This window comes from Acinetobacter sp. YH12233 (assembly GCF_013417725.1).
Taxonomy (GTDB): Bacteria; Pseudomonadota; Gammaproteobacteria; order Pseudomonadales; family Moraxellaceae; genus Acinetobacter.
In genome coordinates, this window is sequence record NZ_VPDK01000008.1 from 78,451 (window position 1) to 101,112 (window position 22,662).

General features: G+C 44.7%; 20 protein-coding genes and 1 pseudogene. 11 read left to right on the forward strand and 10 right to left on the reverse strand.

Annotated elements, in window-relative coordinates; translation table 11 throughout:
* Positions 1-57: 57 nt before the first annotated feature.
* From benA to pcaD, 9 genes are all read left to right on the forward strand, one after another.
* The gene (gene benA / locus FTV12_RS05645; RefSeq protein ID WP_179992593.1) at positions 58-1,446 is read left to right on the forward strand and encodes a benzoate 1,2-dioxygenase large subunit; all 1,389 of its coding nucleotides are present in this window, start codon (positions 58-60) and stop codon (positions 1,444-1,446) included.
* Positions 1,443-1,934, forward strand: a complete 492-nt coding sequence (benB, locus tag FTV12_RS05650) for a benzoate 1,2-dioxygenase small subunit (RefSeq protein WP_179992594.1) — start codon at positions 1,443-1,445, stop codon at positions 1,932-1,934. Before benA ends, benB begins: the two co-directional genes overlap by 4 nt.
* Before the next feature lie 91 nt (positions 1,935-2,025).
* Positions 2,026-3,042, forward strand: coding sequence for a benzoate 1,2-dioxygenase electron transfer component BenC (benC, locus tag FTV12_RS05655; RefSeq protein ID WP_180033688.1), 1,017 nt, complete (start codon positions 2,026-2,028; stop codon positions 3,040-3,042).
* Positions 3,043-3,063: 21 nt separating this feature from the next.
* A complete protein-coding gene (gene benD / locus FTV12_RS05660) occupies positions 3,064-3,849 on the forward strand; it encodes a benzoate diol dehydrogenase BenD (RefSeq protein WP_180010993.1) in 786 nt (261 codons plus the stop codon).
* Between the two features lie 58 nt (positions 3,850-3,907).
* A complete protein-coding gene (gene benE, locus FTV12_RS05665; RefSeq protein ID WP_179992597.1) occupies positions 3,908-5,128 on the forward strand; it encodes a benzoate/H(+) symporter BenE in 1,221 nt (406 codons plus the stop codon).
* Between the two features lie 37 nt (positions 5,129-5,165).
* A complete protein-coding gene (locus FTV12_RS05670) occupies positions 5,166-5,837 on the forward strand; it encodes a 3-oxoacid CoA-transferase subunit A (protein ID WP_086044785.1) in 672 nt (223 codons plus the stop codon).
* Positions 5,838-5,858: 21 nt separating this feature from the next.
* Positions 5,859-6,512: a 3-oxoacid CoA-transferase subunit B gene (locus FTV12_RS05675; protein WP_180033689.1), complete on the forward strand. Its 654-nt coding sequence runs from the start codon at positions 5,859-5,861 to the stop codon at positions 6,510-6,512.
* 130 nt (positions 6,513-6,642) lie between these two features.
* Positions 6,643-7,848, forward strand: coding sequence for a 3-oxoadipyl-CoA thiolase (pcaF, locus tag FTV12_RS05680; RefSeq protein WP_180033690.1), 1,206 nt, complete (start codon positions 6,643-6,645; stop codon positions 7,846-7,848).
* Between the two features lie 58 nt (positions 7,849-7,906).
* The gene (gene pcaD / locus FTV12_RS05685; RefSeq protein ID WP_180033691.1) at positions 7,907-8,686 is read left to right on the forward strand and encodes a 3-oxoadipate enol-lactonase; all 780 of its coding nucleotides are present in this window, start codon (positions 7,907-7,909) and stop codon (positions 8,684-8,686) included.
* A 56-nt stretch (positions 8,687-8,742) separates the two neighbouring features.
* On the opposite strand, the gene FTV12_RS05690 is transcribed toward pcaD, so the two are convergent.
* Together FTV12_RS05690 and FTV12_RS05695 are read right to left on the reverse strand one after the other, a co-directional pair.
* On the reverse strand, positions 8,743-9,630 hold the full coding sequence (locus tag FTV12_RS05690) for a DMT family transporter (protein WP_180033693.1): 888 nt from the start codon (positions 9,628-9,630) through the stop codon (positions 8,743-8,745).
* Between the two features lie 229 nt (positions 9,631-9,859).
* A complete protein-coding gene (locus tag FTV12_RS05695) occupies positions 9,860-10,327 on the reverse strand; it encodes a GNAT family N-acetyltransferase (RefSeq protein WP_180033694.1) in 468 nt (155 codons plus the stop codon).
* Positions 10,328-10,780: 453 nt separating this feature from the next.
* On the opposite strand from FTV12_RS05695, the gene FTV12_RS05700 reads away from it, so the two are divergent.
* The gene (locus tag FTV12_RS05700) at positions 10,781-11,869 is read left to right on the forward strand and encodes a putative zinc-binding metallopeptidase (RefSeq protein WP_159122920.1); all 1,089 of its coding nucleotides are present in this window, start codon (positions 10,781-10,783) and stop codon (positions 11,867-11,869) included.
* 73 nt (positions 11,870-11,942) lie between these two features.
* Here FTV12_RS05700 and FTV12_RS05705 read toward each other — a convergent pair whose 3' ends face one another.
* The 3 genes from FTV12_RS05705 to FTV12_RS05715 all read right to left on the reverse strand — a co-directional run bounded on the left by FTV12_RS05705 (position 11,943) and on the right by FTV12_RS05715 (position 16,600).
* Positions 11,943-13,439, reverse strand: a complete 1,497-nt coding sequence (locus FTV12_RS05705; RefSeq protein ID WP_180033696.1) for a succinate CoA transferase — start codon at positions 13,437-13,439, stop codon at positions 11,943-11,945.
* A 125-nt stretch (positions 13,440-13,564) separates the two neighbouring features.
* Positions 13,565-14,740, reverse strand: coding sequence for a thiolase family protein (locus FTV12_RS05710; protein WP_180011048.1), 1,176 nt, complete (start codon positions 14,738-14,740; stop codon positions 13,565-13,567).
* A gap of 78 nt (positions 14,741-14,818) precedes the next feature.
* On the reverse strand, positions 14,819-16,600 hold the full coding sequence (locus FTV12_RS05715) for an acyl-CoA dehydrogenase C-terminal domain-containing protein (protein WP_180033698.1): 1,782 nt from the start codon (positions 16,598-16,600) through the stop codon (positions 14,819-14,821).
* 563 nt (positions 16,601-17,163) lie between these two features.
* On the opposite strand from FTV12_RS05715, the gene FTV12_RS05720 reads away from it, so the two are divergent.
* The gene (locus tag FTV12_RS05720; protein WP_005235816.1) at positions 17,164-17,772 is read left to right on the forward strand and encodes a TetR/AcrR family transcriptional regulator; all 609 of its coding nucleotides are present in this window, start codon (positions 17,164-17,166) and stop codon (positions 17,770-17,772) included.
* A gap of 53 nt (positions 17,773-17,825) precedes the next feature.
* Here FTV12_RS05720 and FTV12_RS05725 read toward each other — a convergent pair whose 3' ends face one another.
* From FTV12_RS05725 to FTV12_RS05745, 5 genes and pseudogenes are all read right to left on the reverse strand, one after another.
* Positions 17,826-18,023 carry a heavy-metal-associated domain-containing protein gene (locus FTV12_RS05725; protein WP_034704558.1) on the reverse strand — a complete coding sequence of 66 codons (198 nt, stop codon included), beginning with the start codon at positions 18,021-18,023 and terminating at the stop codon, positions 17,826-17,828.
* A gap of 54 nt (positions 18,024-18,077) precedes the next feature.
* Positions 18,078-18,512, reverse strand: a complete 435-nt coding sequence (cueR, locus tag FTV12_RS05730) for a Cu(I)-responsive transcriptional regulator (protein ID WP_159122916.1) — start codon at positions 18,510-18,512, stop codon at positions 18,078-18,080.
* Complete coding sequence (locus FTV12_RS05735; RefSeq protein WP_179992605.1) at positions 18,512-21,202, reverse strand: heavy metal translocating P-type ATPase; 2,691 nt, start codon at positions 21,200-21,202, stop codon at positions 18,512-18,514. Before FTV12_RS05735 ends, cueR begins: the two co-directional genes overlap by 1 nt.
* Positions 21,203-21,385: 183 nt before the next feature.
* The gene (cysK, locus tag FTV12_RS05740) at positions 21,386-22,384 is read right to left on the reverse strand and encodes a cysteine synthase A (protein ID WP_004785600.1); all 999 of its coding nucleotides are present in this window, start codon (positions 22,382-22,384) and stop codon (positions 21,386-21,388) included.
* A 181-nt stretch (positions 22,385-22,565) separates the two neighbouring features.
* A pseudogene (locus FTV12_RS05745) lies at positions 22,566-22,662 on the reverse strand (IS1595 family transposase); the annotation flags it as partial.

Sequence of the window (22,662 nt, forward strand, 5' to 3'; positions counted from 1 at the left end):
TGTCAGTCTGAGCAACATCCCGATGACTTCCCCTCCTTGGAAAGTCGGAGACTGGACATGCCTCGTATTCCTGTAATTAACACCAGCCATTTAGACCGTATTGATGAATTACTGGTCGATGATTTTGAATCTGGTGAATTTAAACTGCACCGTTCCGTATTTACTGATCAAGCCCTGTTTGATCTGGAAATGAAATATATCTTTGAAGGAAACTGGGTTTATCTGGCCCATGAGAGCCAGATTCCCCACAACAACGATTACTACACAACCCATATTGGCCGTCAGCCAATCATCATTGCACGTAATCGTAATGGCGAACTAAATGCCATGATCAATGCCTGCTCTCACCGCGGTGCACAACTGTGCCGTTATAAGCGTGGCAATAAAGCAACCTATACCTGCCCATTCCATGGCTGGACATTCAATAACTCAGGCAAGCTGTTAAAAGTGAAAGACCCGGCTGATGCAGGCTATTCAGATTGCTTTAACCAGGACGGTTCTCATGACCTGAAAAAAGTAGCCCGTTTTGAAAATTACAAAGGCTTCTTGTTTGGCAGCCTGAATCCGGATGTTCCTTCTCTGGAAGAATACCTGGGTGAAGCCACGAAGATCATCGACATGATCGTGGGTCAGTCTGAGCAAGGTCTGGAAGTTTTACGCGGTTCATCGACTTATACCTATGAAGGTAACTGGAAGCTGACTGCAGAAAACGGTGCCGATGGTTATCACGTCTCTGCCGTGCACTGGAACTATGCTGCAACGACTCAGCAACGTAAGGAAAAAGAAGCTGGCGATAATATTCGTGCCATGAGCGCAGGTTCATGGGGCAAACAAGGCGGTGGTTCTTACGGCTTTGAACATGGTCACATGCTGCTTTGGACACAATGGGCCAACCCGGAAGACCGTCCAAACTTTGCCAAGAAAGATGAATATACCGAGCGTTATGGCGAAGCCATGGCGAAATGGATGATTGAGCGTTCACGTAACCTGTGTATCTATCCAAACGTTTACTTTATGGATCAGTTCGGCTCACAAATTCGTGTCCTGCGTCCGATCTCTGTCGATAAGACTGAAGTGACCATTTACTGTATCGGTCCTGTCGGTGAAGAGCCGGAAGCACGCACTCGCCGTATCCGTCAGTATGAAGACTTCTTTAATGCTTCTGGTATGGCAACTCCGGACGATCTGGAAGAATTCCGTGCCTGTCAGGCTGGTTATGCCGGGATCGCACTGGAATGGAACGACATGTGCCGTGGTTCTAAGCACTGGATTCAAGGGCCGGATGATGCAGCCAATGAAATTGGTCTGAAACCAAAACTGTCCGGCATTAAAACTGAAGATGAAGGCTTATATCTGGCACAACACCAGTACTGGTTAGAACTGATCAAAAAAGGCATTGCGACTGAAAAAGAAATTGCTGCAAACACTGAAGGAGAAACCGCATGAGCGACATCACTTTAGAAAACATTGCACAGTTCCTGTATCAGGAAGCCCGCTTTTTAGATGATGAGCAATGGGATGACTGGTTACAGTGCTACGCTCCTACTGCTTCTTTCTGGATGCCAGCTTGGGATGATGATGACCGTCTGACTGAAGACCCACAGTCTGAAATCTCACTGATCTACTACCCTGACCGTCAGGGTCTTGAGGACCGTGTGTTCCGCATCAAGACGGAGCGTTCATCTGCCACCATGCCGGATACCCGTACTAGTCACAACATCTGCAATATTGAAATTGTGGAACGTGACGGCGACAAGGTCACTGTGCGCTTTAACTGGAATACCCTGAGTTTCCGCTACAAAACCAGTTACAGCTACTTTGGTATGTCTCGTTATGTAATCAATTTTTCAGGCGAAAAACCACAGATTTTAAGCAAATACGTGGTGCTGAAAAACGATTACATCAACCAGGTTATCGACATTTATCACCTCTAAGACTGTTTCGACAGCAAGGTCAAAAAACCTTTCAGCCAGGGAAATATGGCTGAAAGGTCTAGTTTCAAAGATTTATATAGGATATTCAGCCATGTCAAACCACAATGTTGCACTCCAATTTGAAGATGGCGTTACACGTTTTATTAGTGTTGCCCAAGGCGAAACCCTGTCCGATGCAGCTTACCGTCAAAAGATCAATATCCCTCTAGATTGCCGTGACGGTGCATGTGGAACGTGCCGCGCTTTTTGTGAATCAGGTGCGTATGACATGCCTGAAGAAATGTACATTGAAGATGCACTGACACCAGAAGAAGCCGCAGAAGCTTTTATTCTGGCTTGCCAATGTAAACCGACTTCGGATGCCGTGTTCCAAATTCAGGCCTCCTCTGATGTCTGTAAAACCGAGATTCATGCATTTCAAGGTACGTTGGCCCGTGTAGAAAACCTGTCTGATTCCACCATTACCTTTGATATTCAACTCGATGATGGTCAACCAGATATCCATTTTCTGGCCGGACAATATGTCAATGTCGGCATTCCTGGCACCACTGAAACCCGTTCTTACTCATTCAGTTCCAAGCCGGGCAACCGTTTAACTGGTTTTGTAGTTCGTAATGTCCCGAACGGCAAAATGTCGAGTTTCCTCAGCGCTGATGCAAAAGCGGGTGACAAAATGACCTTTACCGGTCCATTCGGCAGCTTCTATCTGCGTAATGTGACCCGTCCGGTATTGATGCTGGCAGGTGGTACAGGCATCGCGCCATTTATGTCAATGTTACAGGTACTGGAAGAAAAAGGTTCTGAATATCCAGTACGTCTGGTCTTTGGTGTGACCAATGACTTCGACCTGGTCGCAATTGAAAAGCTGAATGAACTACAGGATAAATTCCCATGGTTCGAATATCGTACAGTGGTCGCAAATCCAGAATCTGCACATGAGCGTAAAGGCTATGTAACCGATCATATCGAAAACGAATGGCTGAACGCTGGAGATGTCGATATCTACCTATGTGGTCCAGTGCCAATGGTTGAAGCGGTTCGCGGCTGGCTGGATGCTGAAGGTGTCAAACCTGCCAGCTTCTTGTTTGAAAAATTCTCTGCCAACTAAGTTTAGAAGCCGGAGAATCTCATGAACCGTAACCCAAGATTTGAAGATAAAGTCGTAATCGTGACTGGTGCTGCGCAAGGCATCGGTCGCGGTGTAGCCATCCAGGCTGCTGCTGAATGCGCACAAGTAGTATTGGCCGATATTTCGGACTATGTGCAGGAAACCCTGGCAGAAATCGAAGCGGCTGGCGGTGATGCCATCTTCGTCAAGGCAAATCTGGAAACTTATGCGGGTGCTCAATCTGTCGTTGAAAAAGCCTTAGATACCTATGGTCGTGTCGATGTACTGATCAATAACGTGGGTGGTGCCATCTGGATGAAACCTTTTGAAGAATTCTCTGAAGAAGAAATCATCAAGGAAGTGAACCGCTCTCTTTTCCCAACAATGTGGTGCTGCCGTGCAGTACTACCGCAAATGATCAAGCAGCAACATGGCACCATCGTGAATGTGTCTTCGATTGCAACCTGTGGGATTCATCGTGCGCCGTATTCAGCATCCAAAGGTGGCGTGAATGCGCTGACCGCTTCCCTAGCCTTTGCCTATGCCAAAGATGGTATCCGCGTGAATGCTGTGGCAACAGGTGGTACCGAAGCACCGCCACGCAAGATTCCACGCAATGCCAAACCGCTGAGCGAACAGGAAGAACAATGGATGCAGGATGTGGTCGACCAGACCAAGGATCGCAGCCATATGAAACGCTATGGCACGATCCAGGAACAGGTCAATGCCATTCTGTTCCTGGCTTCAGATGAATCATCTTATATGACAGGTACCGTAGTACCGGTCGGTGGTGGAGATCAAGGCTAGTCCTGATCATCACGATTTTTGACAGGCTCATGGTTCGACGCAAGGAGGCACATTACCAATGAACACCCTGTTTCAGACATTAAAAAATGACTGGTCAATTTCAGCGACTGTTGCAGGATTTCTAGCAGTGCTGATTTCCTATTCAGGACCACTGATCATTTTTTTCCAGGCAGCGCAGCAAGCCCAGGTTTCCCCAGACATGATGATTTCATGGATTTGGGGAATTTCTATTGGTGCGGCGCTCGCAGGTATCTTTTTATCGATTAAATACAAAATACCTGTTGTCACCGCCTGGTCTGCGCCCGGAACGGCACTATTGGTCACGCTGTTTCCCGATATTTCGCTCAATGAAGCGGTTGCGGCCTATATCACCTCTGCTGTGGTGATTTTTCTCATTGGGATTACCGGTTATTTCGACAAATTGCTGTCCTGGATTCCCCAGGAAGTCGCTGCCGGAATGATGGCCGGAATTTTACTGCAGTTTGGTTTAGGACTGTTCACCGCGACCGATACCATGCCCTATATCGTCTTTGGCATGCTGGCGGTGTTTTTGCTGGCCAAGCGTTTCAGTCCACGTTATGCCATGGTCTGGGTGCTGGTTGCCGGTGTGATTTTAAGCATGCTGCTGGGCAAGATTAATCCGGTCACGGCAGATTTCAGTCTGGCAATTCCGCAATTTATTGCACCGGAATGGACTTGGAGTTCCACCCTGAATCTGGCCCTCCCGCTTATTCTGGTCAGTCTGTCGGGCCAGTTCTTACCAGGAATGGCCATTATCAAGATCAGTGGATATGACATGCCTGCCAAGCCAATTATCAGTGCAACCAGTATTGCCTCGCTCGCAGTAGCCTGTGTGGGGGGGATTACTATTGTATTGGCCTCTATTACGGCCGCATTGTGTTTAAGCAAAGACGCGCACGAGCTGAAAGAAAAGCGTTATATCGCGGGTGTGGCGAACGGGCTTTTTTATATTTTAGGCGGCCTGTTTGCCGGCAGCATTGTCATGCTGTTTAGCCTGATGCCGAAGGAATTAATTGCAGCTTTGGCAGGACTGGCCTTACTCGGAGCAATTGCCACTAACATCTCTATGGCGATGGGCAAAGAGTCGCAACGTGATGCCGCACTGATCACCTTTTTAGCAACTGCTTCCGGCATGCATTTCTTGGGGCTGAGTTCAGTCTTTTGGGGGATTTGTATTGGCCTGGTAGCACATTTTCTGCTGTCACAGAAAGACCGTAATGCTGTTCCGGTTGCAACATCAGATTCAAAACGAATTTAAAGACATCCATTAGTTTAGGGTATGTAAGGACCAGATTATGATAGATAAAAGTTCATTATCATTGAAAGAAGCACTTTCCCAGATCAAGGATGGTTCTACCATTATGATCGGCGGATTTGGGACAGCGGGTCAGCCTGCTGAACTGATTGATGGTCTGATCGAATTGGGAATCAAGGATCTTATTATTGTCAATAATAATGCTGGTAATGGCGACTATGGTCTGGCGAAACTGCTTAAAGCGGGCGCTGTGCGTAAAATTATCTGCTCTTTCCCGCGTCAGTCTGATTCCTGGGTATTTGACGAACTCTATCGTGCAGGCAAGATCGAACTGGAACTGGTGCCGCAAGGTAATCTGGCTTGCCGTATTCAGGCAGCAGGTATGGGCTTAGGTCCAATCTATACCCCAACCGGTTTTGGTACCTTGCTGGCTGAAGGCAAACCAACCTTGAACTATGAAGGCAAAGATTTTGTCCTGGAAAATCCGATTAAAGCTGACTTTGCTTTAATTAAGGCCCATCAGGGCGACCGTTGGGGCAATCTGGTCTACCGTAAATCTGCCCGTAACTTTGGCCCGATTATGGCGATGGCAGCTGATGTAACCATTGCACAGGTTTCTGAGGTGGTTGAACTGGGTGCACTGGATCCAGAGCACATCATTACCCCAGGAATTTTTGTTCAACACGTTGTTCAAGTTAAACCTGCACAGTAATCACGGATAAGGAGAAGATTCATGAGCTATAACAAACTGACCCGTGACCAGATCGCTGAACGTGTGGCACAAGACATTCCTGATGGTGCTTATGTGAACCTCGGTATTGGTTTACCAACCAAGATTTCAAGCTACCTGCCAAGCGACAAAGACGTATTCCTGCACTCTGAAAATGGCCTGCTGGCTTTCGGTCCTCCTCCTGCTGAAGAAGACCGTGATCCAGAACTGATTAATGCCGGTAAAGAATTCGTGACCTTGCTCGAAGGTGGTTCTTTCTTCCATCATGGTGATTCATTCGCGATGATGCGTGGCGGTCACTTAGACATCGCGGTACTGGGCGCGTTCCAGGTGGCTGAAAATGGTGATTTGGCCAACTGGCATACTGGTGCACCGGATGCAATTCCTGCAGTCGGCGGTGCGATGGATCTGGCCGTCGGCGCCAAGAAAGTCTTTATCACTACTGATCACGTCACTAAAAAAGGCGAACCTAAGATTGTGGCTGAACTGACTTATCCTGCGACTGGCCTGAAATGTGTGGACCGCATCTATACTGACCTGTGTGTAATTGATGTCACTGCTGATGGCATGAAAGTCATTGAAAAAGTCGAAGGTCTATCATTTGAAGAATTGCAGTCCATGACGGGTGCACCACTGATTGATGCGACACAGGGTTAATAATCCCTCCTAACCTCCCTGAGTGAGTTTTAAAGCACAGCTTTTAAAATTCAGCACAAGAAAGGGAGGAAAAGTCCCCCTTTGATAAAGGGGGATTTAGGGGGATTTAAAGGAACAAGGAATTTAATAAATGAAAAATGCATATATCATCGATGCCATCCGTACCCCATTCGGCCGTTATGCCGGTGGCCTCGCGCCTGTCCGTGCAGATGATTTAGGTGCGCTGCCAATTAAAGCTTTGATGGAACGTAACCCATCGGTAAACTGGGAACAGGTCGATGACGTGATTTATGGCTGTGCCAATCAGGCCGGTGAAGACAATCGTAACGTCGGTCGTATGTCTTCACTACTTGCAGGTCTGCCTTATCAGGTGCCGGCAACGACCGTGAACCGTCTGTGTGGTTCATCGATGGATGCAGTCGCGATGGCAGCACGTGCGATTAAAGCCGGTGAAGCCCATCTGATTATTGCCGGTGGTGTAGAAAGCATGTCGCGTGCCCCATTCGTGATGGGCAAGTCAGAAACAGCGTATGGCCGTAGCCAGAAGATTGAAGACACCACCATGGGCTGGCGTTTTATCAATCCGAAACTGAAAGAAATGTACGGCGTAGAAACCATGCCGCAAACGGCTGAAAATCTGGCAGAACAGTTCAATATCAACCGTGAAGATCAAGACAAGTTTGCCCTGACCAGCCAGCAACGTACAGCAGCAGCACAAGCCAAAGGTTTCTTTAAAAATGAAATCGTGCCCGTGGTGATTCCTCAGCGTAAAGGCGAACCAGTTGTGGTAGATACTGATGAACATCCTCGTGCTTCTACAACACTAGAAGGTTTAACTAAGTTAAAACCAGTCGTCAAAGCAGATGGTACGGTGACGGCAGGCAATGCTTCTGGCATTAACGATGGTGCAGCGGCACTCCTGATTGCATCCGATGAAGCCGTTCAACACTATAGTTTAAAACCACGTGCCAAAATTATTGGTTCAACGGTTGTCGGTGTAGAGCCACGCATTATGGGCTTTGGTCCGGCACCAGCGATTAAAAAGCTACTGGCCCAGACCGGTTTGACACTAGATCAGATGGATGTCATTGAACTGAATGAAGCCTTTGCTGCACAGGCCTTAGCCGTGACCCGTGACCTTGGCCTTCCAAATGATGCTGCCCATGTAAACCCGAATGGCGGTGCCATTGCCATTGGCCATCCACTCGGTGCTTCCGGTGCCCGTCTGGTGACAACCGCACTGAACCAGCTGGAACAGACTGGCGGGAAATATGCTCTCTGCTCTATGTGCATTGGCGTAGGTCAAGGTATCGCGCTGATTATTGAACGTGTGTAATGCACAATTAAAAATATGAACCCCTCCCTTTTTTAAAGGGAGGCCGGGAGGGATTTTAATGCCAACATTTACATCAAATGATGCCCAGATCAATTACCAGACTTTTGGGGATGCCAACAAACCTGCCTTGGTATTTTCCAACTCACTGGGTACCAAATACAGCATGTGGCAGCCACAGATTGAACATTTCCAGCAGGATCATTACGTAATCTGCTATGACACCCGTGGTCATGGTGGTTCGGAAGCACCACAAGGCCCGTATAGCTTGGAGCAGCTGGGTCAGGATGTCGTGAATCTACTGGATCATTTGGATATTGCAAAAGCAGCATTCTGTGGTATTTCTATGGGTGGCTTAACCGGTCAATGGTTGGCGATTCATAAACCAGAACGTTTTAGCCACGTGATTGTCTGCAATACTGCAGCCAAAATTGGACAGGAACAGGCATGGCAAGACCGTGCTGCGCTTGTCCGTGAGCAAGGTCTTGCTCCGATTGCTGCAACTGCGGCATCACGCTGGTTTACCGATCCCTTTATCCAGAGCAACCCGGCAGTCGTTGCAGAACTTTCAAACGACCTCGGAGCTGGCAGCCCAGAAGGCTATACAAACTGCTGTGAAGCTCTGGCTAAGGCGGATGTCCGCGAACAACTTAGTAGCATTCAAATCCCTGTGCTGATTATTGCGGGTCAGCAGGATCCGGTGACGACTGTTGCAGATGGACAGTTTATGCAGCAACGTATTGCGAATAGCCAGTTGTTTGAAATCAATGCTTCGCATATTTCCAATATTGAACAACCGGAAGCCTTTAATCAGGCAGTACAAACTTTTCTTGCTGCTTAATTCATTCTTATAAAAAAGCCACGATAATTCGTGGCTTTCTTTTATTCGAGTATTTGTTAAGCCCAGATCACTAGCATCGCTGCAATCACCACCAGCCCCAAGCCCCAATGTTCGGCACGCGCCAGTTTTTCTTTAAAGAAATAAGCGGAGATTAGCAGACTGAATAGGATTTCGATTTGTCCCAAGGTTTTCACGATTGGCACGCTCATCATACTCATGGCGGTAAACCAGCCAAGGGAGGCCATAAAGCTACAAAAACTGACTTTAAAAGTAAGCCCCAAACGTTGCCACATGGCAACTAAGGTTTTTCGGCTAAACAGACTGAGGTAAATCAGCATACTGATGCACTGGAAACCAATCACTGAAATCAGTACCCATGAAGCACGATGCACGGTTGGCAACATCGGTAGTTCCAGACTGGCTTCACGTACCAAGAGTGAAGTAATAGCAAAGCTCAAACCGCTGCCGATTCCGATGGCTAAAGTCTTGGTGGATAAGCCGGTCAGCTGATTGCCTTTACTAAGCAAAAACACAGCATAACCACCGATCAGCACCCCGATCCATGCCAGTACAGAAAGATGATCTGATAGAAAAATCACTCCGATAATGGCTGCCAGAATCGCTTCACTTTTTGCCAGTCCAACGCCAATCGCATAATTTTTCTGTTTAAACAGCTGCACCATCAAGGCGGTTGCCAGAATCTGGCTGATACCCGCAATCAGGATATAGATCCAGTACTTCGGGGTAGAATGCACCACACTTTCTACCGGTTTGAAGTGGTATAAAGCTGCAATGTAAAGCCCGGCCAACGGAAAGCCAAACAGGAAACGTGCCAGTGTCACGCCCCAAATATCGACAGTGGTACTGAGCTGCTTTTGAAAGGCATTTCGCCAGGCCTGCATAAATGCAGCCATTAAAGTAAAGAAAATCCAGCTGATTGCCATACCCTGATCATTAGTACCGTAAAAGTGAATTAATTCTATGCCTTAGTACAATCTATGACTAATTAAAAAAGAGATAATGGCTAATAGCTAAAAGTTTAATTTTCTAATTTAGAAATAATTAAAATTTATCAGTCTGATAGGGATAAAATTGATTTCTTAGATTTGAACTATGCTGAAAAAATAAGAAAATAGCTCCAGATTCTTGATTAAATTATAATAAAAGACTTTCCTATTCTAAGGGAGCTATATTTGATTCAACAGGATAAACTTTTTCCATTGGAATAAAGCGAATGCCATGTTTGTGAGTAAGTTCACCTGTTTCTACAAAACCAAATTTTTTATAAATATTGAAGCCATATAAACTGGATTTGACTGTGATCCTTTGATGCCCTTGATTACAGATTTGTTCTTCTAAAAAATTCCACATTTGTCGTCCATATCCCTGCCCCTGATAAGCTGGATCCAGAAAAAAGTGCATGAAGTGTGCAGGTTCCATATAGGCCACCACGCCCACAATTTTTTGATTAATTTCTCCAATAAAATAATGAATATCAGCTCGGTCAAAAATGGTCTGAAGAATGTCAGGCTGAAAACGTTTTCTTCCCTCTTCACTAGAAATCAAGGCATCAGCAAAGGGGACAATAACGTTCGCAATGGCAAGTGTGTCCTGAACAGTGGCTTTTCTTATCTTCCTCATATTTTAATACACCAAAAGCAGAACTAAAAAATGAAAAATAATTTATTTTTCAGCATGATATATGTTTTAAAATTGAGCAAAATATATACCATTTAGGTCTTTTGAAAAACGCGATTCAATCAATTTTTTTCAATAATTTTTGATCTCTAATTTTTTATAGTTTGCATTATTCAGTTTTTTTAAATTGATACTCTCGTTTTTATTTAAGAAAAAAATACATAAGTCAGTTCATCGGTTTTTTTATTTCTGTCAGCTTTTCGTCTATAAACAGTCACTAAACCATAATTTAATGAATAATCGATCACATGCATTTTACAATTAATCAACATAGTGTTTTTTAAGAAATTTTTATGATGAATTTTTAAACAGGATAAAATTCCGCAATGCAATCTGAATATAAATTATAGAGTTTCAGTAATTCATTGTAATTCATTCATTTTGCAGGGAGTATCGATGAAGTATTTTGAATGTCCAGTTTGCGAACAGCAGATCTTTTTCGCCAAATTCGTATGTGATCACTGCCTTTCTCCTATCGGCTATATCGCATCCGAAAAAGAAATGACGACATTTAAAAAGCTGAATGCTCAGGAGTGGGTTCCCGTTGCCGAGAAGTATCAATATTCCCGTTATAAACCTTGTTATAACTATACCCATCATCAGGTATGTAACTGGATGATCCCCGTAGATGACGAGGAAGATTTTTGCGAATCCTGCCAGCTGACTCATGTAATTCCAAATCTGGAAAATGCCGAAAACATGATTTACTGGTATCGGCTTGAGGAAGCCAAACGCCGGTTTCTATATCTGACCCAACGTATGAACATTATGCCTCGTCCAAAACATTCGGATGATGATCCATTAGGTTTGCGTTTTGATTTTCTTCTTCCTGAAAAAGACAAGCCAGTACTTACCGGCCATGCCAATGGGGTGATTACCTTAAATGCCTTCGAGGCCGATGTGGTTTATCGGGAAACAACCCGGGTCAATATGGGTGAAAATTACAGGACATTATTAGGGCATTTTCGTCATGAAAGTGGGCATTTTTATTTTAATGTCATCCAGCATCTACATCCGGAATTACTCGATGAACTTCGCCATTATTTTGGAGATGAGCGGCAAAATTATAGTGAAGCACTAGAGAGGCACTATAATCAAGGTGCGCCTATCAACTGGCATGAAAAATATATTAGTCCCTATGCCACTGCACACCCGTGGGAAGATTGGGCTGAAACCTGGTCACATTATCTGCATATCATGGAAACACTGGAAACTGCATTTTATGCCGGTCTACGCGTGGAAGGTAATGGCCGAAATCTAGCCAGTATGGACTTTAAAGAATGCCCGATTGGTGGACAGGATTTTGAACATATCCTGGAAAACTGGGTCACCCTGACTTTTAATTTGAATGCCTTAAACCGCAGTATGGGTCTGGAAGATGCTTACCCCTTTAAGCTGACTGAAGCTGTGAAAGATAAACTGCGTTTCATTCATCGGCATATCTTGGATAAAGTCTTTAATAACCCACGTCTGATTCAGAACTAAAATATTTATCTAGTACAATAAATAAAGCCCGTGATTCACAGGCTTTATTTTGGGCTTATTTTAAGAAAGAGAACTAAGCAATTTTCATTGAACCGGTTTCTTCAAACTGGGCATGCCAGGACAAAGCTTCATTTAACAAATGCGGTGTTTGCCCACCATGCGCACAGGCGCGCTCAAAGTAATCATTCAGACTTTTACGATAATCGGGATGAGCACAAATATCGATAATCTTGCGGGCACGTTCACGTGGTGCCAATCCGCGCAGATCGGCCAAACCTTGCTCTGTTACCAGAATATCCACGTCATGGTCAGTATGATCTGTATGGCTCACCAGTGGAACCACAGACGAAATCGCACCACCTTTGGCATAGGATTTAGTCACAAAAATCGCAATATGTGCATGACGGGTAAAATCACCTGAGCCGCCAATACCATTCATCATCTTGGTGCCAGCGACATGGGTTGAATTCACATTCCCGTAAATATCAAACTCCAGTGCGGTATTGATTGCAATTATACCCAGACGGCGAATCAGCTCAGGGTTGTTGGAAAGTTCTTGCGGGCGTAAGACAATTTTATCTTTGTACTGATCAAAATTCTTCATCACCCGTGCCGCACATTCATCGCTCAGGGTCATGGAACAACCAGAAGCAAAGGTCATTTTTCCTGAATCGATAAGCTGGAAAGTACAGTCTTGCAGGACTTCAGAATACATTTCAAGATTATTGAAATTAGAATGTTCAAAACCTGCAAATACGGCATTTGCCACGGAACCTACTCCGGACTGCAGCGGCCCCAGATTTTCAGGTAATCGTCCTGCGGCGACTTCATTTTCAAAGAATTGAATTAAGTGGCTGGCAATCGCCAGTGTTTCTTCATCCGGCTCATCCATTGCGAAAGAAGTATCCGGAATCTCATTAATGACAATCGCAGCAATTTTTTCAGGTGCAACATGGATTCCGATTGTACCTATCTTGTCACTGGCTTGCGTCAAAGGAATCGGGCCACGGTTTGGACGGGTTTTAGGCAAATAAATATCATGTACGCCTTCTAGCACCGGATTAACTGTTGTATCAATTTCAACAATGACCCGATCTGCCATTTCGATGAAATTCGCCGAGTTTCCACAAGAACCGGTCGGAATAATCTGGCCATCTTCAGTAATGGCCGTTGCGGCAATTATAGCTACATTAATCGCCGGCAGGTTTTTATGACGGATATTGTCTGCCAGTTCAGAAAGATGCTGATCGATATACATCACTTCACCATTATTGATGGCCTGACGTAAAGAAGGATCAGCCTGATAAGGATAACGGCGGGTTATAACGTTAGCTTCATTCAGTTTCCCATCAATCCGGTTCCCCAGACTTGCACCTGTCGCCAAGGTAATATGGATCGGATGCTGCCGGGCATATTCAGCCAATGCCAAAGGCACAGTTTTCGCTTCACCGGCGCCGCCAAAACCGCTCAAACCAATTACATCACCATCTTGAATCAATTGTAGTGCTTTTTCTACAGGTACTACTTTATCTTGTAATGCGAGCAAACGAATACGCTCTAAACCGTTCATAAAAATTCTCAAAAATTAAAAATAAAGAGACGCCTGCTCCTGGCGTACCAGAAGCATTGTGGTCTAATTCAAAAAATATTTAAGTTTGCTACTTTAAGCATATGATCATGCAATTATGAAAAGACTTAAATCAGTTCTACAGCAATCGCTGTTGCTTCCCCACCGCCAATACACAGTGCTGCAATGCCTTTCTTGCCACCAGTACGCTTTAAGGCATGAATCAAGCTCACAATAATTCGGGAACCGGAAGAACCTAGGGGATGACCAAGCGCACATGCCCCACCATTAACGTTCACTTTTGCTGGATCAAGTTTAAAAGCATCTATTGCTAACATGGTTACCATGGCAAAAGCTTCATTAATTTCCCAAAGGTCTACGTCCTGAGCATCCCAACCCGTTTTTTGCAAGACTTTTTCAATCGCGCCCACTGGTGCAATGGTGAATTCTGATGGATGCTGCGAATGGCTGGCATAAGCCAGAATATTCGCTAGAGGTTTCAGGTTACGCTGTGCTGCAATCTCGCTCGATGTTACGACCAGTGCTGAAGCACCATCGGAAATTGAACTGGCATTTGCCGCAGTAATTGTTCCATCCTTTTTGAAAGCTGGACGTAAGGTTGGAATTTTGTCAGCCTTGGCATTTAAAGGCTGTTCATCCTGTTCTACCACGACATCGCCTTTACGGCTACTGACAGTGACCGGTACGATTTCATCTTTAAAGAAACCTTGCTGCACCGCTGTCACGGCTTTATTTAATGAGCCAATCGCATAGGCATCCTGCTGCTCACGGGTATAGCCCTTTTTATCTGCCATTTCCTGAGCAAGGATTCCCATCGACAGACCTGTTTCCGCATCTTCCAGACCTTCCTGGAACATATGGTCAATGACTTTTCCATGCCCCATACGGAATCCGGCCCGTGCCTTGTCCATTAAATAGGGTGCGTTTGACATCGATTCCATACCACCTGCAACCACAATCTCTGCTGAACCGGCCTTGATTGCGTCTGCTGCTTGCATCACCGCCTTCATGCCTGAACCACAAATTTTATTAATCGTGGTCGCCCCGGTGGAATCCGGTAGACCCGCCTGACGCATGGCCTGACGTGCCGGACCCTGTTTTAAACCGGCAGGAAGAACGCAGCCCATAATCACTTCATCAATATCATTGGCTGCCAGACCTGCACGCGCTACCGCTTCCTTGATCGCTACAGCACCCAAATCTGGTGCCGTACAGCTTGAAAGTGAGCCTTGAAAACCGCCCATTGCGGTACGTACAGCTTCTACAATTACAATCATTCTAATCTCATCCTTTAACATCATTGTTATCAACACTGCAAAGTAATAGCTCTACAGTGTTCGTCCTTCGCAATATTTGCGGGTTTAGGCCTGTGCAGTGAAATATTCTTCTGGCAATTGCATCACCAGCTCCGCACCTGCCTGAATACGTTGAATTCTCGCACTCAAATCCGGGAGTACTTTAGCAATATAGTAATTAGCCAGTACCAGTTTATTCTGGAAATAGCTTTCTTCTTTGGTAGCCGCCGCTTTACTGATACGCGCATACATATAGACGAAGCTCAACAAACCTACGGCGTGCAGATAATCAACAGCAATGGAGTTGGCGAAATCAGGATTCTGCTGAGACTGCTCAACAATAAAATTGGTAATATCTTCCAGTTGCTGACAGGTATCTAAGGTTGCCTTTTTAATCGTTAAGGCATCATCCAGACCTTGGGCAAATTCACGGATTTCTGCAATATACTCTGCAATATATGCACCTTTACATTTCGTAGTTTTACGGCCAATCAGGTCAATTGCCTGCACCCCATTGGTCCCTTCATAGATCTGTGAAATGCGCAGGTCACGGATACATTGTTCCATGCCCCATTCACGGATATAGCCATGACCACCGAAGCACATTTGTGCTTCAAGTGCAGCATCCAGTGCTTTATCGGTGAGGTAAGCTTTGGCAATAGGCGTTAATAAAGCCACACGATCAGTTGCTTTACGTACCGCCTCAGGGTCGGTGGAGTATTTGGTAATATCCAGCTGCTGGCCGACATAGACTGCGAAAGCACGAGAAGCTTCATTATTGGCACGCACATTCAGCAACATACGGCGTACATCACCATGTACCAGAATTGAATCGGCTGGTTTTTCTGGTGATTTAGCACCGGTTGATGCACGGCCCTGTAAACGGTCGGTCGCATATTGTGCGGCATTCTGATAAGCAAATTCTGCCGCGCCAATGCCTTGAATCCCCATCGACAAACGTTCGTAGTTCATCATCACGAACATGCCCGCCAGACCTTCATTTTCATTGCCCACCATATAGCCTTTAGCACCATCAAAGTTCATGACGCAGGTTGCTGAGCCTTTGATGCCCATCTTATGTTCGATCGAACCGGCAGCCACTGCATTGCGCTCACCCAGGGAACCGTCTGCATTGACCAGGAATTTAGGGACAATAAACAGAGAAATACCGCGTGAACCTGCTGGCGCGTTTGGGGTTTTGGCCAGCACCAGATGAATGATATTTTCACTCAGATCATGCTCGCCGCTGGTAATAAAAATTTTGGTGCCGGTAATATTGTATGAACCATCTTCATTCGGTTCAGCTTTAGTCTTGATAATGCCAAGATCTGTGCCGGAATGTGGTTCAGTCAGGCACATGGTGCCCGACCATTCACCCGTATAGAATTTTGGTAAATAAGTTTCTTTTTGTTCCTGTGAGGCGCGGTCATTGATGGCCATACCTGCACCCACCGTTAATAGCGGATAAAGCATAAAAGATGGATTGGTGCTCCAGATCATTTCATCCGCTAGAACCGTGAGCATCTTCGGCATGTTTTGTCCGCCCCATTCTTCAGGAGCACCCAAGCCTACCCAGCCACCTTCGGCAAACTGTCTGAACGCTTCTTTAAAACCTTTGGGTGTCGTCACCACACCATTGTTAAACTGAGCACCACCCTCTTCATCTGCAGGACGATTCAGATCAAGAATGACATTTTTTGAAAATTTTGCCATTTCTTCCAGAACCGCATTTGCAGTCGCCATATCGAGATGTGCAAGATTTTCGTTACCTTGCCAAAATTGTTCAGCATGAAATACATCATTTAAAATAAATTCCATGTCTTTCAGCGGCGCATTATAAATCGGCATTTTCAACTTCCTAAAATGGTGATACTCAATCCTGTTACTGAGTATTTTTTCATTATGGATTCGAGAAAATATTTTGAGGCTTTTTGCTCGAATCCATGCATGTCATTCAAAAATCATCATATCGAATTAATCTGGCGATGAATTCATTGACATAAATTAGCGATATAAAATTTAAAATCAAAAACTTTATACCTCTGGTATTTACTGAATCATTAAAACTTAAATCCATTGATGAATGAAAAATTTAAGCTGTTAAAATGACTCTGGCTTCACTTCGCTAAACCTTGTCTGGTCTGGGTTTAAAACGAAAATATGATTCAGCTTTATGCCCTAAAACCATAAATCAAATATATTGAAAATGGAATTTTATTTAGCAAAGTTGATCTCAAGGGTTCAATTTTCTTGACAATATTTTTAGCGCAGCTGTATATGACTTTTTTCTACAAGAAATGTTGAATAAATATACAAATTTAGATAAATATCACGACCTTAGTTTTATAGCTATACCTGTGAAAATAGCATATTCTTAGTAGGTTCCTTTTCGAAAATGATGAGTCAAGAAGATGACGACTGTAAGACAGCAGAACTTCCTTCTTCGTAAAGAGAAGATCCTGAGCATGGCGGAAAGTCTACTGCTTGATAATAATCAGGACATCACCTTGAGTGAACTTGCTGAAGAACTGGACATCGCCAAAGGAACCATCTACAAGCATTTTAAAAGCAAGAACCAGTTATATTTAGAACTCATCATTCTGAATGAAAAAAGAATTCTGGCAATTTCCGATAAATATAATAACGATATTAAAAATTATGTTTCGCAATATATGCTTTATCACATGCTCAATTCAAACCGGACTATTTTGCTGCATGTTATTGAAGAGCGTTTAACCAATAATGAAAAAAACCTGAAAGAGTTATTTCAGGAACTCTATCGTATTCGTGAAGAACGGATTATCCGCATTAAAGATATGACCCATGATTATCTGGTATCTTTAGACAGTGCCATGTCAATCCGGGATTATTTATCTTATATCTGGACAGTCACTTATGGCGCTTCATTATTATTAAATTCGACCAGTTATCAAAAAGCGATTGGTTCACGTGAACGCCTGATTAAGCTATATATTAATCAGGCATTGATGACGCCAGATAAAATATCGGCAGTTTCATAAAAAATGCCTAATCATGATTAGGCATTTTAGAATTATTTTTTAAATGGCAAATATCAAGCCATAGTTTCAGGCGGGAAGCCATCTTCAGTTAATGCCGCGATAATCTCAGATTCGCTTGCACTCGATTCAACTTCCACCATTTTGCTGACCACATCAACATCTACTTTAGCATTTTCATCCAGCTCCTGAATGGTTGCCGTCACACTACGTGCACAACCACCACAAGTCATATTTTCAATACGGAATTTCATCTTGATCTCCCTTTGATCAGTTTAAATTTGGGTTAAGCGAATTTTAATTCAAGGCTATTGATCTGCTTTGATAGCCGTATGTGCAGTTTTCCCATGTGACACACCCTGCTCAATCTGTTTCAGAATCTGACAGTCAGATTGCTCATCTCCAGCACACTGTGCAACCGATTGCTGCAAAATTTTCATCATATTTTGCATGTCCGCAATTTTCTGTTGCAGTAACTCGATATGCTTTTGCGCCAACTGTTTGACATCACTGCTGTGTCTGGCATCGTTCAGCCACAGGCCGAGCAATTCTTTCATCTGTTCAGAAGAAAAACCCAGTTCACGCGCATGCTGAATAAAACTTAAAGTCTTGATGTCATCGTCACTATAGATACGATAACCCGAATCGCTACGTTTAGGATTGGGTAATAAACCGATATCTTCATAATAACGGATCATTTTGGCCGAGATCCCGGAGCGTTTCGCGGCCTGTCCAATATTCATTACACTGCCTCCTTCAACTGGATCGGCTGATAAGTCTTTAAACGAAGCGCATTGCTGACCACAAAAACTGAGGATAATGCCATCGCGCCTGCTGCAAACATCGGTGATAACAAAATACCGAAGAATGGATACAACAGACCGGCAGCAATCGGAATCAAGGCAATATTATAGACAAAGGCCCAGAACAGGTTCTGTTTGATATTGCGCATGGTCGCCTGACTCAGGCCAATACCGGTTGCCACATGCTGTAAATTTCCAGACATCAGCACCACGTCTGCTGCTTCGATTGCGACATCCGTACCAGTTCCTATTGCCATTCCAACATCGGCCTGAGCCAAAGCAGGTGCATCATTAATCCCGTCACCGACAAAAGTGACGATGCCATGTTGCTGTTGGAGTTGGCGTACCGCATCGACTTTTTCATTAGGCAGAACTTCAGCAATGACATGATCAATCTTCAACTGTCTGGCAATGGCCTGTGCAGTATGCTGGTTATCACCGGTAATCATGGCAATCTTTAAGCCTTGATCATGTAAGGCCTGAATCGCACTATAGGTTGTGGCTTTAATCGGATCAGCCACAGCAATAATGGCAGCCAACTGCTGATCTATCGCGACATATAAAGGCGTGCGTCCCTGCTCGCCTAACTGTTGTGCTTTCTCTTTAAAAATATCGACACTTAAGCCCAATTGCTGCATCAGGCGTTCTGCGCCAATATGAATTTGCTGACCTGAAACTTGAGCTTTCACGCCTGCACCAGTGATTGAATCAAAATCACTGACTTCAGGTAGTTGCAACTGTTGTGCTTTCGCAGCTTCCACAATCGCATGAGCAATGGGATGTTCGGATTTGGCTTCCACTGCTGCGACCATTTGCAATACTATTTGCTGCTCAAAACCAGATGTCACTGCAAAATCGGTTAGGGCTGGTTTCCCTTCAGTTAAGGTTCCGGTTTTATCCACCGCCACAACTCTGGTTTGCTGCAAGAGTTGCAATGCTTCGCCTTTACGGAACAAGATACCCAGCTCTGCTGCCCGGCCGGTGCCGACCATAATAGATGTTGGCGTAGCCAGGCCCATTGCACAAGGACAGGCAATAATCAGTACTGCAACAGCATTGACCAGTGCATAAGTCAGATTCGGTTCAGGACCCAACAGGAACCAGACAATAAAAGTCAAAGTCGCGAGCAGCATCACAGCCGGTACAAACCATAAGGTCACTTTATCGACTGCCGCCTGAATGGGAAGTTTTGCGCCTTGTGCCTGTTCCACCATATGAATAATCTGAGCTAGAACTGAATCTTGTCCGACTGCTGTCGCCTTGATCTGCAAGGTGCCATTCTGATTTACCGTTCCGCCAATCACCCGATCTCCAGCCTGTTTAGCCACGGCTAAAGGTTCACCGCTGATCATCGCTTCATCGATATAACTTTGACCAGAAACGACTTCACCATCAACTGCGACTTTCTCACCCGGACGAATCTCGATCAGCATGCCCTGCTGTACATCAGCAATTTTCAGATCAACCCAGGTTCCATTTTGCTGTACTCGAGCAGTTTTTGGCTGCAAGCCAACCAGATATTGAATCGCTTCAGAGGTTTTACCTTTGGCTCGAGCTTCCAGATAACGTCCCAGTAAGATCAAGGCAACAATCACAGCCGCCGCTTCGAAATACACATGTACAGTGCTTTGCGGCAATAATTGCGGAAAGAAAGTGGAAATACAGGAAAATCCATAAGCGGCTATTGTTCCCACGGCAACCAGAGAATTCATATCGGGTGCCAGTCGCAACAATGCCGGAATCCCATGCTGATAAAACCGCCGTCCTGGAATCAGCAAAACCAGAGTCGTCAGTACAAACTGGATATACCAGCTGTTTTGGGTACCTAGCGTATGTGCAATCCAGTGATGAAAAGCCGGAATCAGATGTGAACCCATTTCCAGAATAAACACCGGAACAGCCAGAATTAGTGCTAACCATAAGTCACGTTTTAGCTGTTCAGTTTCAGCGGTTTTCTTTTCCTGAAATGCCGTCTGGGCATCGGTAGCCTGTGTATCTAATTTTTCATGGGCGTTATAGCCAGCTTTTTTGACAGCAGCAATTAAAGCTGGAAGCTGACTACGCGGCGCCTTGACCGAAGCTGTTTCAGTGGCGAGATTGACGTGTGCTTCACTTACCTGATCGACTTTTAATAAAGCCTTTTCTACACGTGCCACACAGGAGGCACAGGTCATTCCTTCAATAGCCAGTTCAATTCGGTCGGTTTGAATATCAAAGCCGGCCTTTTGTACCGCCTTAACCAGTTGGGAAACAGCGAGAGGACGAATTGCAGTGACGTGAGCTTTTTCGGTTGCCAGATTAACCTGCGCATCCAGTACCTGATCGACTTTTTTCAAGGCTTTTTCAACACGAGCTACACAAGAGGCACAGGTCATGCCTTCAATATTTAAATCAAACTGCTGGATCACGGCTTCAAAACCGATTTTATTGATAGCATTGACGAGTTGCGTTGCAGGAATAGGTTGTTCACTTTTTAAAAAAGCCTGTTCAGTGGAGAGATTGACGTTCGCTTCCACCACACCTTCAATTTTCTTTAAGGCTTTTTCCACACGTGCGACACAAGAGGCACAGGTCATTCCTGAAATCTGTACCTGCTGTTCGTACAACTGTGTGGTTGCTGGTTTATTCATTCTGCACTCTCCATTCACCCATTCACTGCCTATGCTATAGCTTAAACATTACCATAATGGGAAGGTCAAGCTTCTGGTTTAAATTCTTGATCTTTCATTATATGAAGGCATAAAGTCCAATAAAAAAGCCCAAAGATGACTTCAGGCTTTTTCGAGATTTAGTGAAACTAATTTGTTAAATATTTACTCAGCAGAAATATCTTCAAAAAGAATTGAAGATAAATAGCGCTCACCACCATCTGGCAGAATCACCACGATATTTTTGCCTGCATTTTCAGGACGTGCAGCCAGTTGCGCAGCTGCAGCCATTGCAGCACCACTTGAAATACCCACCAAGATGCCTTCTTGAGTCGCAGTTTTACGTGCCCATTCCACTGCATCGCTACTAGTAATGGCAATCACTTCATCTACCAGATCCAGATCCAGGTTCTTTGGAATAAAGTTCGCGCCAATACCCTGAATTTTATGTGGTCCTGGAGTGAGTGTCTCACCACGTTTTGCCTGACCAATAATGGCAGATTCAGCAGGCTCTACAGCAACTGAATAAATCGGCTTGTTTTTCACTTTTTCAAAAAAGCGTGAAATACCGGTAATCGTACCGCCTGTACCTACACCCGCTACCAGAATATCGACATTACCTCCAGTCGCTTCCCAGATTTCAGGACCGGTCGTCTCTTCATGGATTTTTGGGTTGGCCGGATTTTCAAACTGTTGTGGCAGGTAATACAGTTCAGGATTTTCATTCACCAGACGTTGTGCTTCTTCCACCGCGCCTTTCATGCCTTTGGCTGGATCTGTCAGTACTAAATTAGCACCTAATGCTTTCACCACTTTACGGCGTTCAATACTCATGCTGGATGGCATGGTTAAGGTAATATCATAGCCTTTAGCCGCTGCTACAAATGCCAGCGCAATACCGGTATTACCACTGGTTGGCTCAACAATGTGCATGCCCGGCTTCAATTTACCTGACTTTTCTGCATCAGCAATCAAGGCTGCGCCAATACGGCATTTCACCGAAAATGCCGGGTTACGGCTTTCAATTTTCGCAAGTACAGTCGCTCCGCCTGAAATGGCACGATTGATACGAACCAGAGGGGTATTACCAATTGCCTCTGCATTATTGCTATAAACCGCGATACCTAAATTGGCAGGTGTTGGAAAAGCTGAATCTGTAGTCATTAGAATATCCTTGATGTTATTCGCCAAGATGTATTTACATGATACAAGCATTTTCCGGCTTTGTAGATGCCTGAAACAAGATGGAATCACGATAGCAGTTTGAAATGAAACATCTTCTTTCTAAAAAACCGGAACACGATAAAATTATCTTGGCTCTAGACTAGCAGATTTACACTTAATTTTACCTAATGAGGTTCCACAGCTCAGTTGCTAACTCATTAGGTTCCCTCATCCAACGCCATTCAGTTTCTTTAAGATGATAATTAAAGTACTCTTTT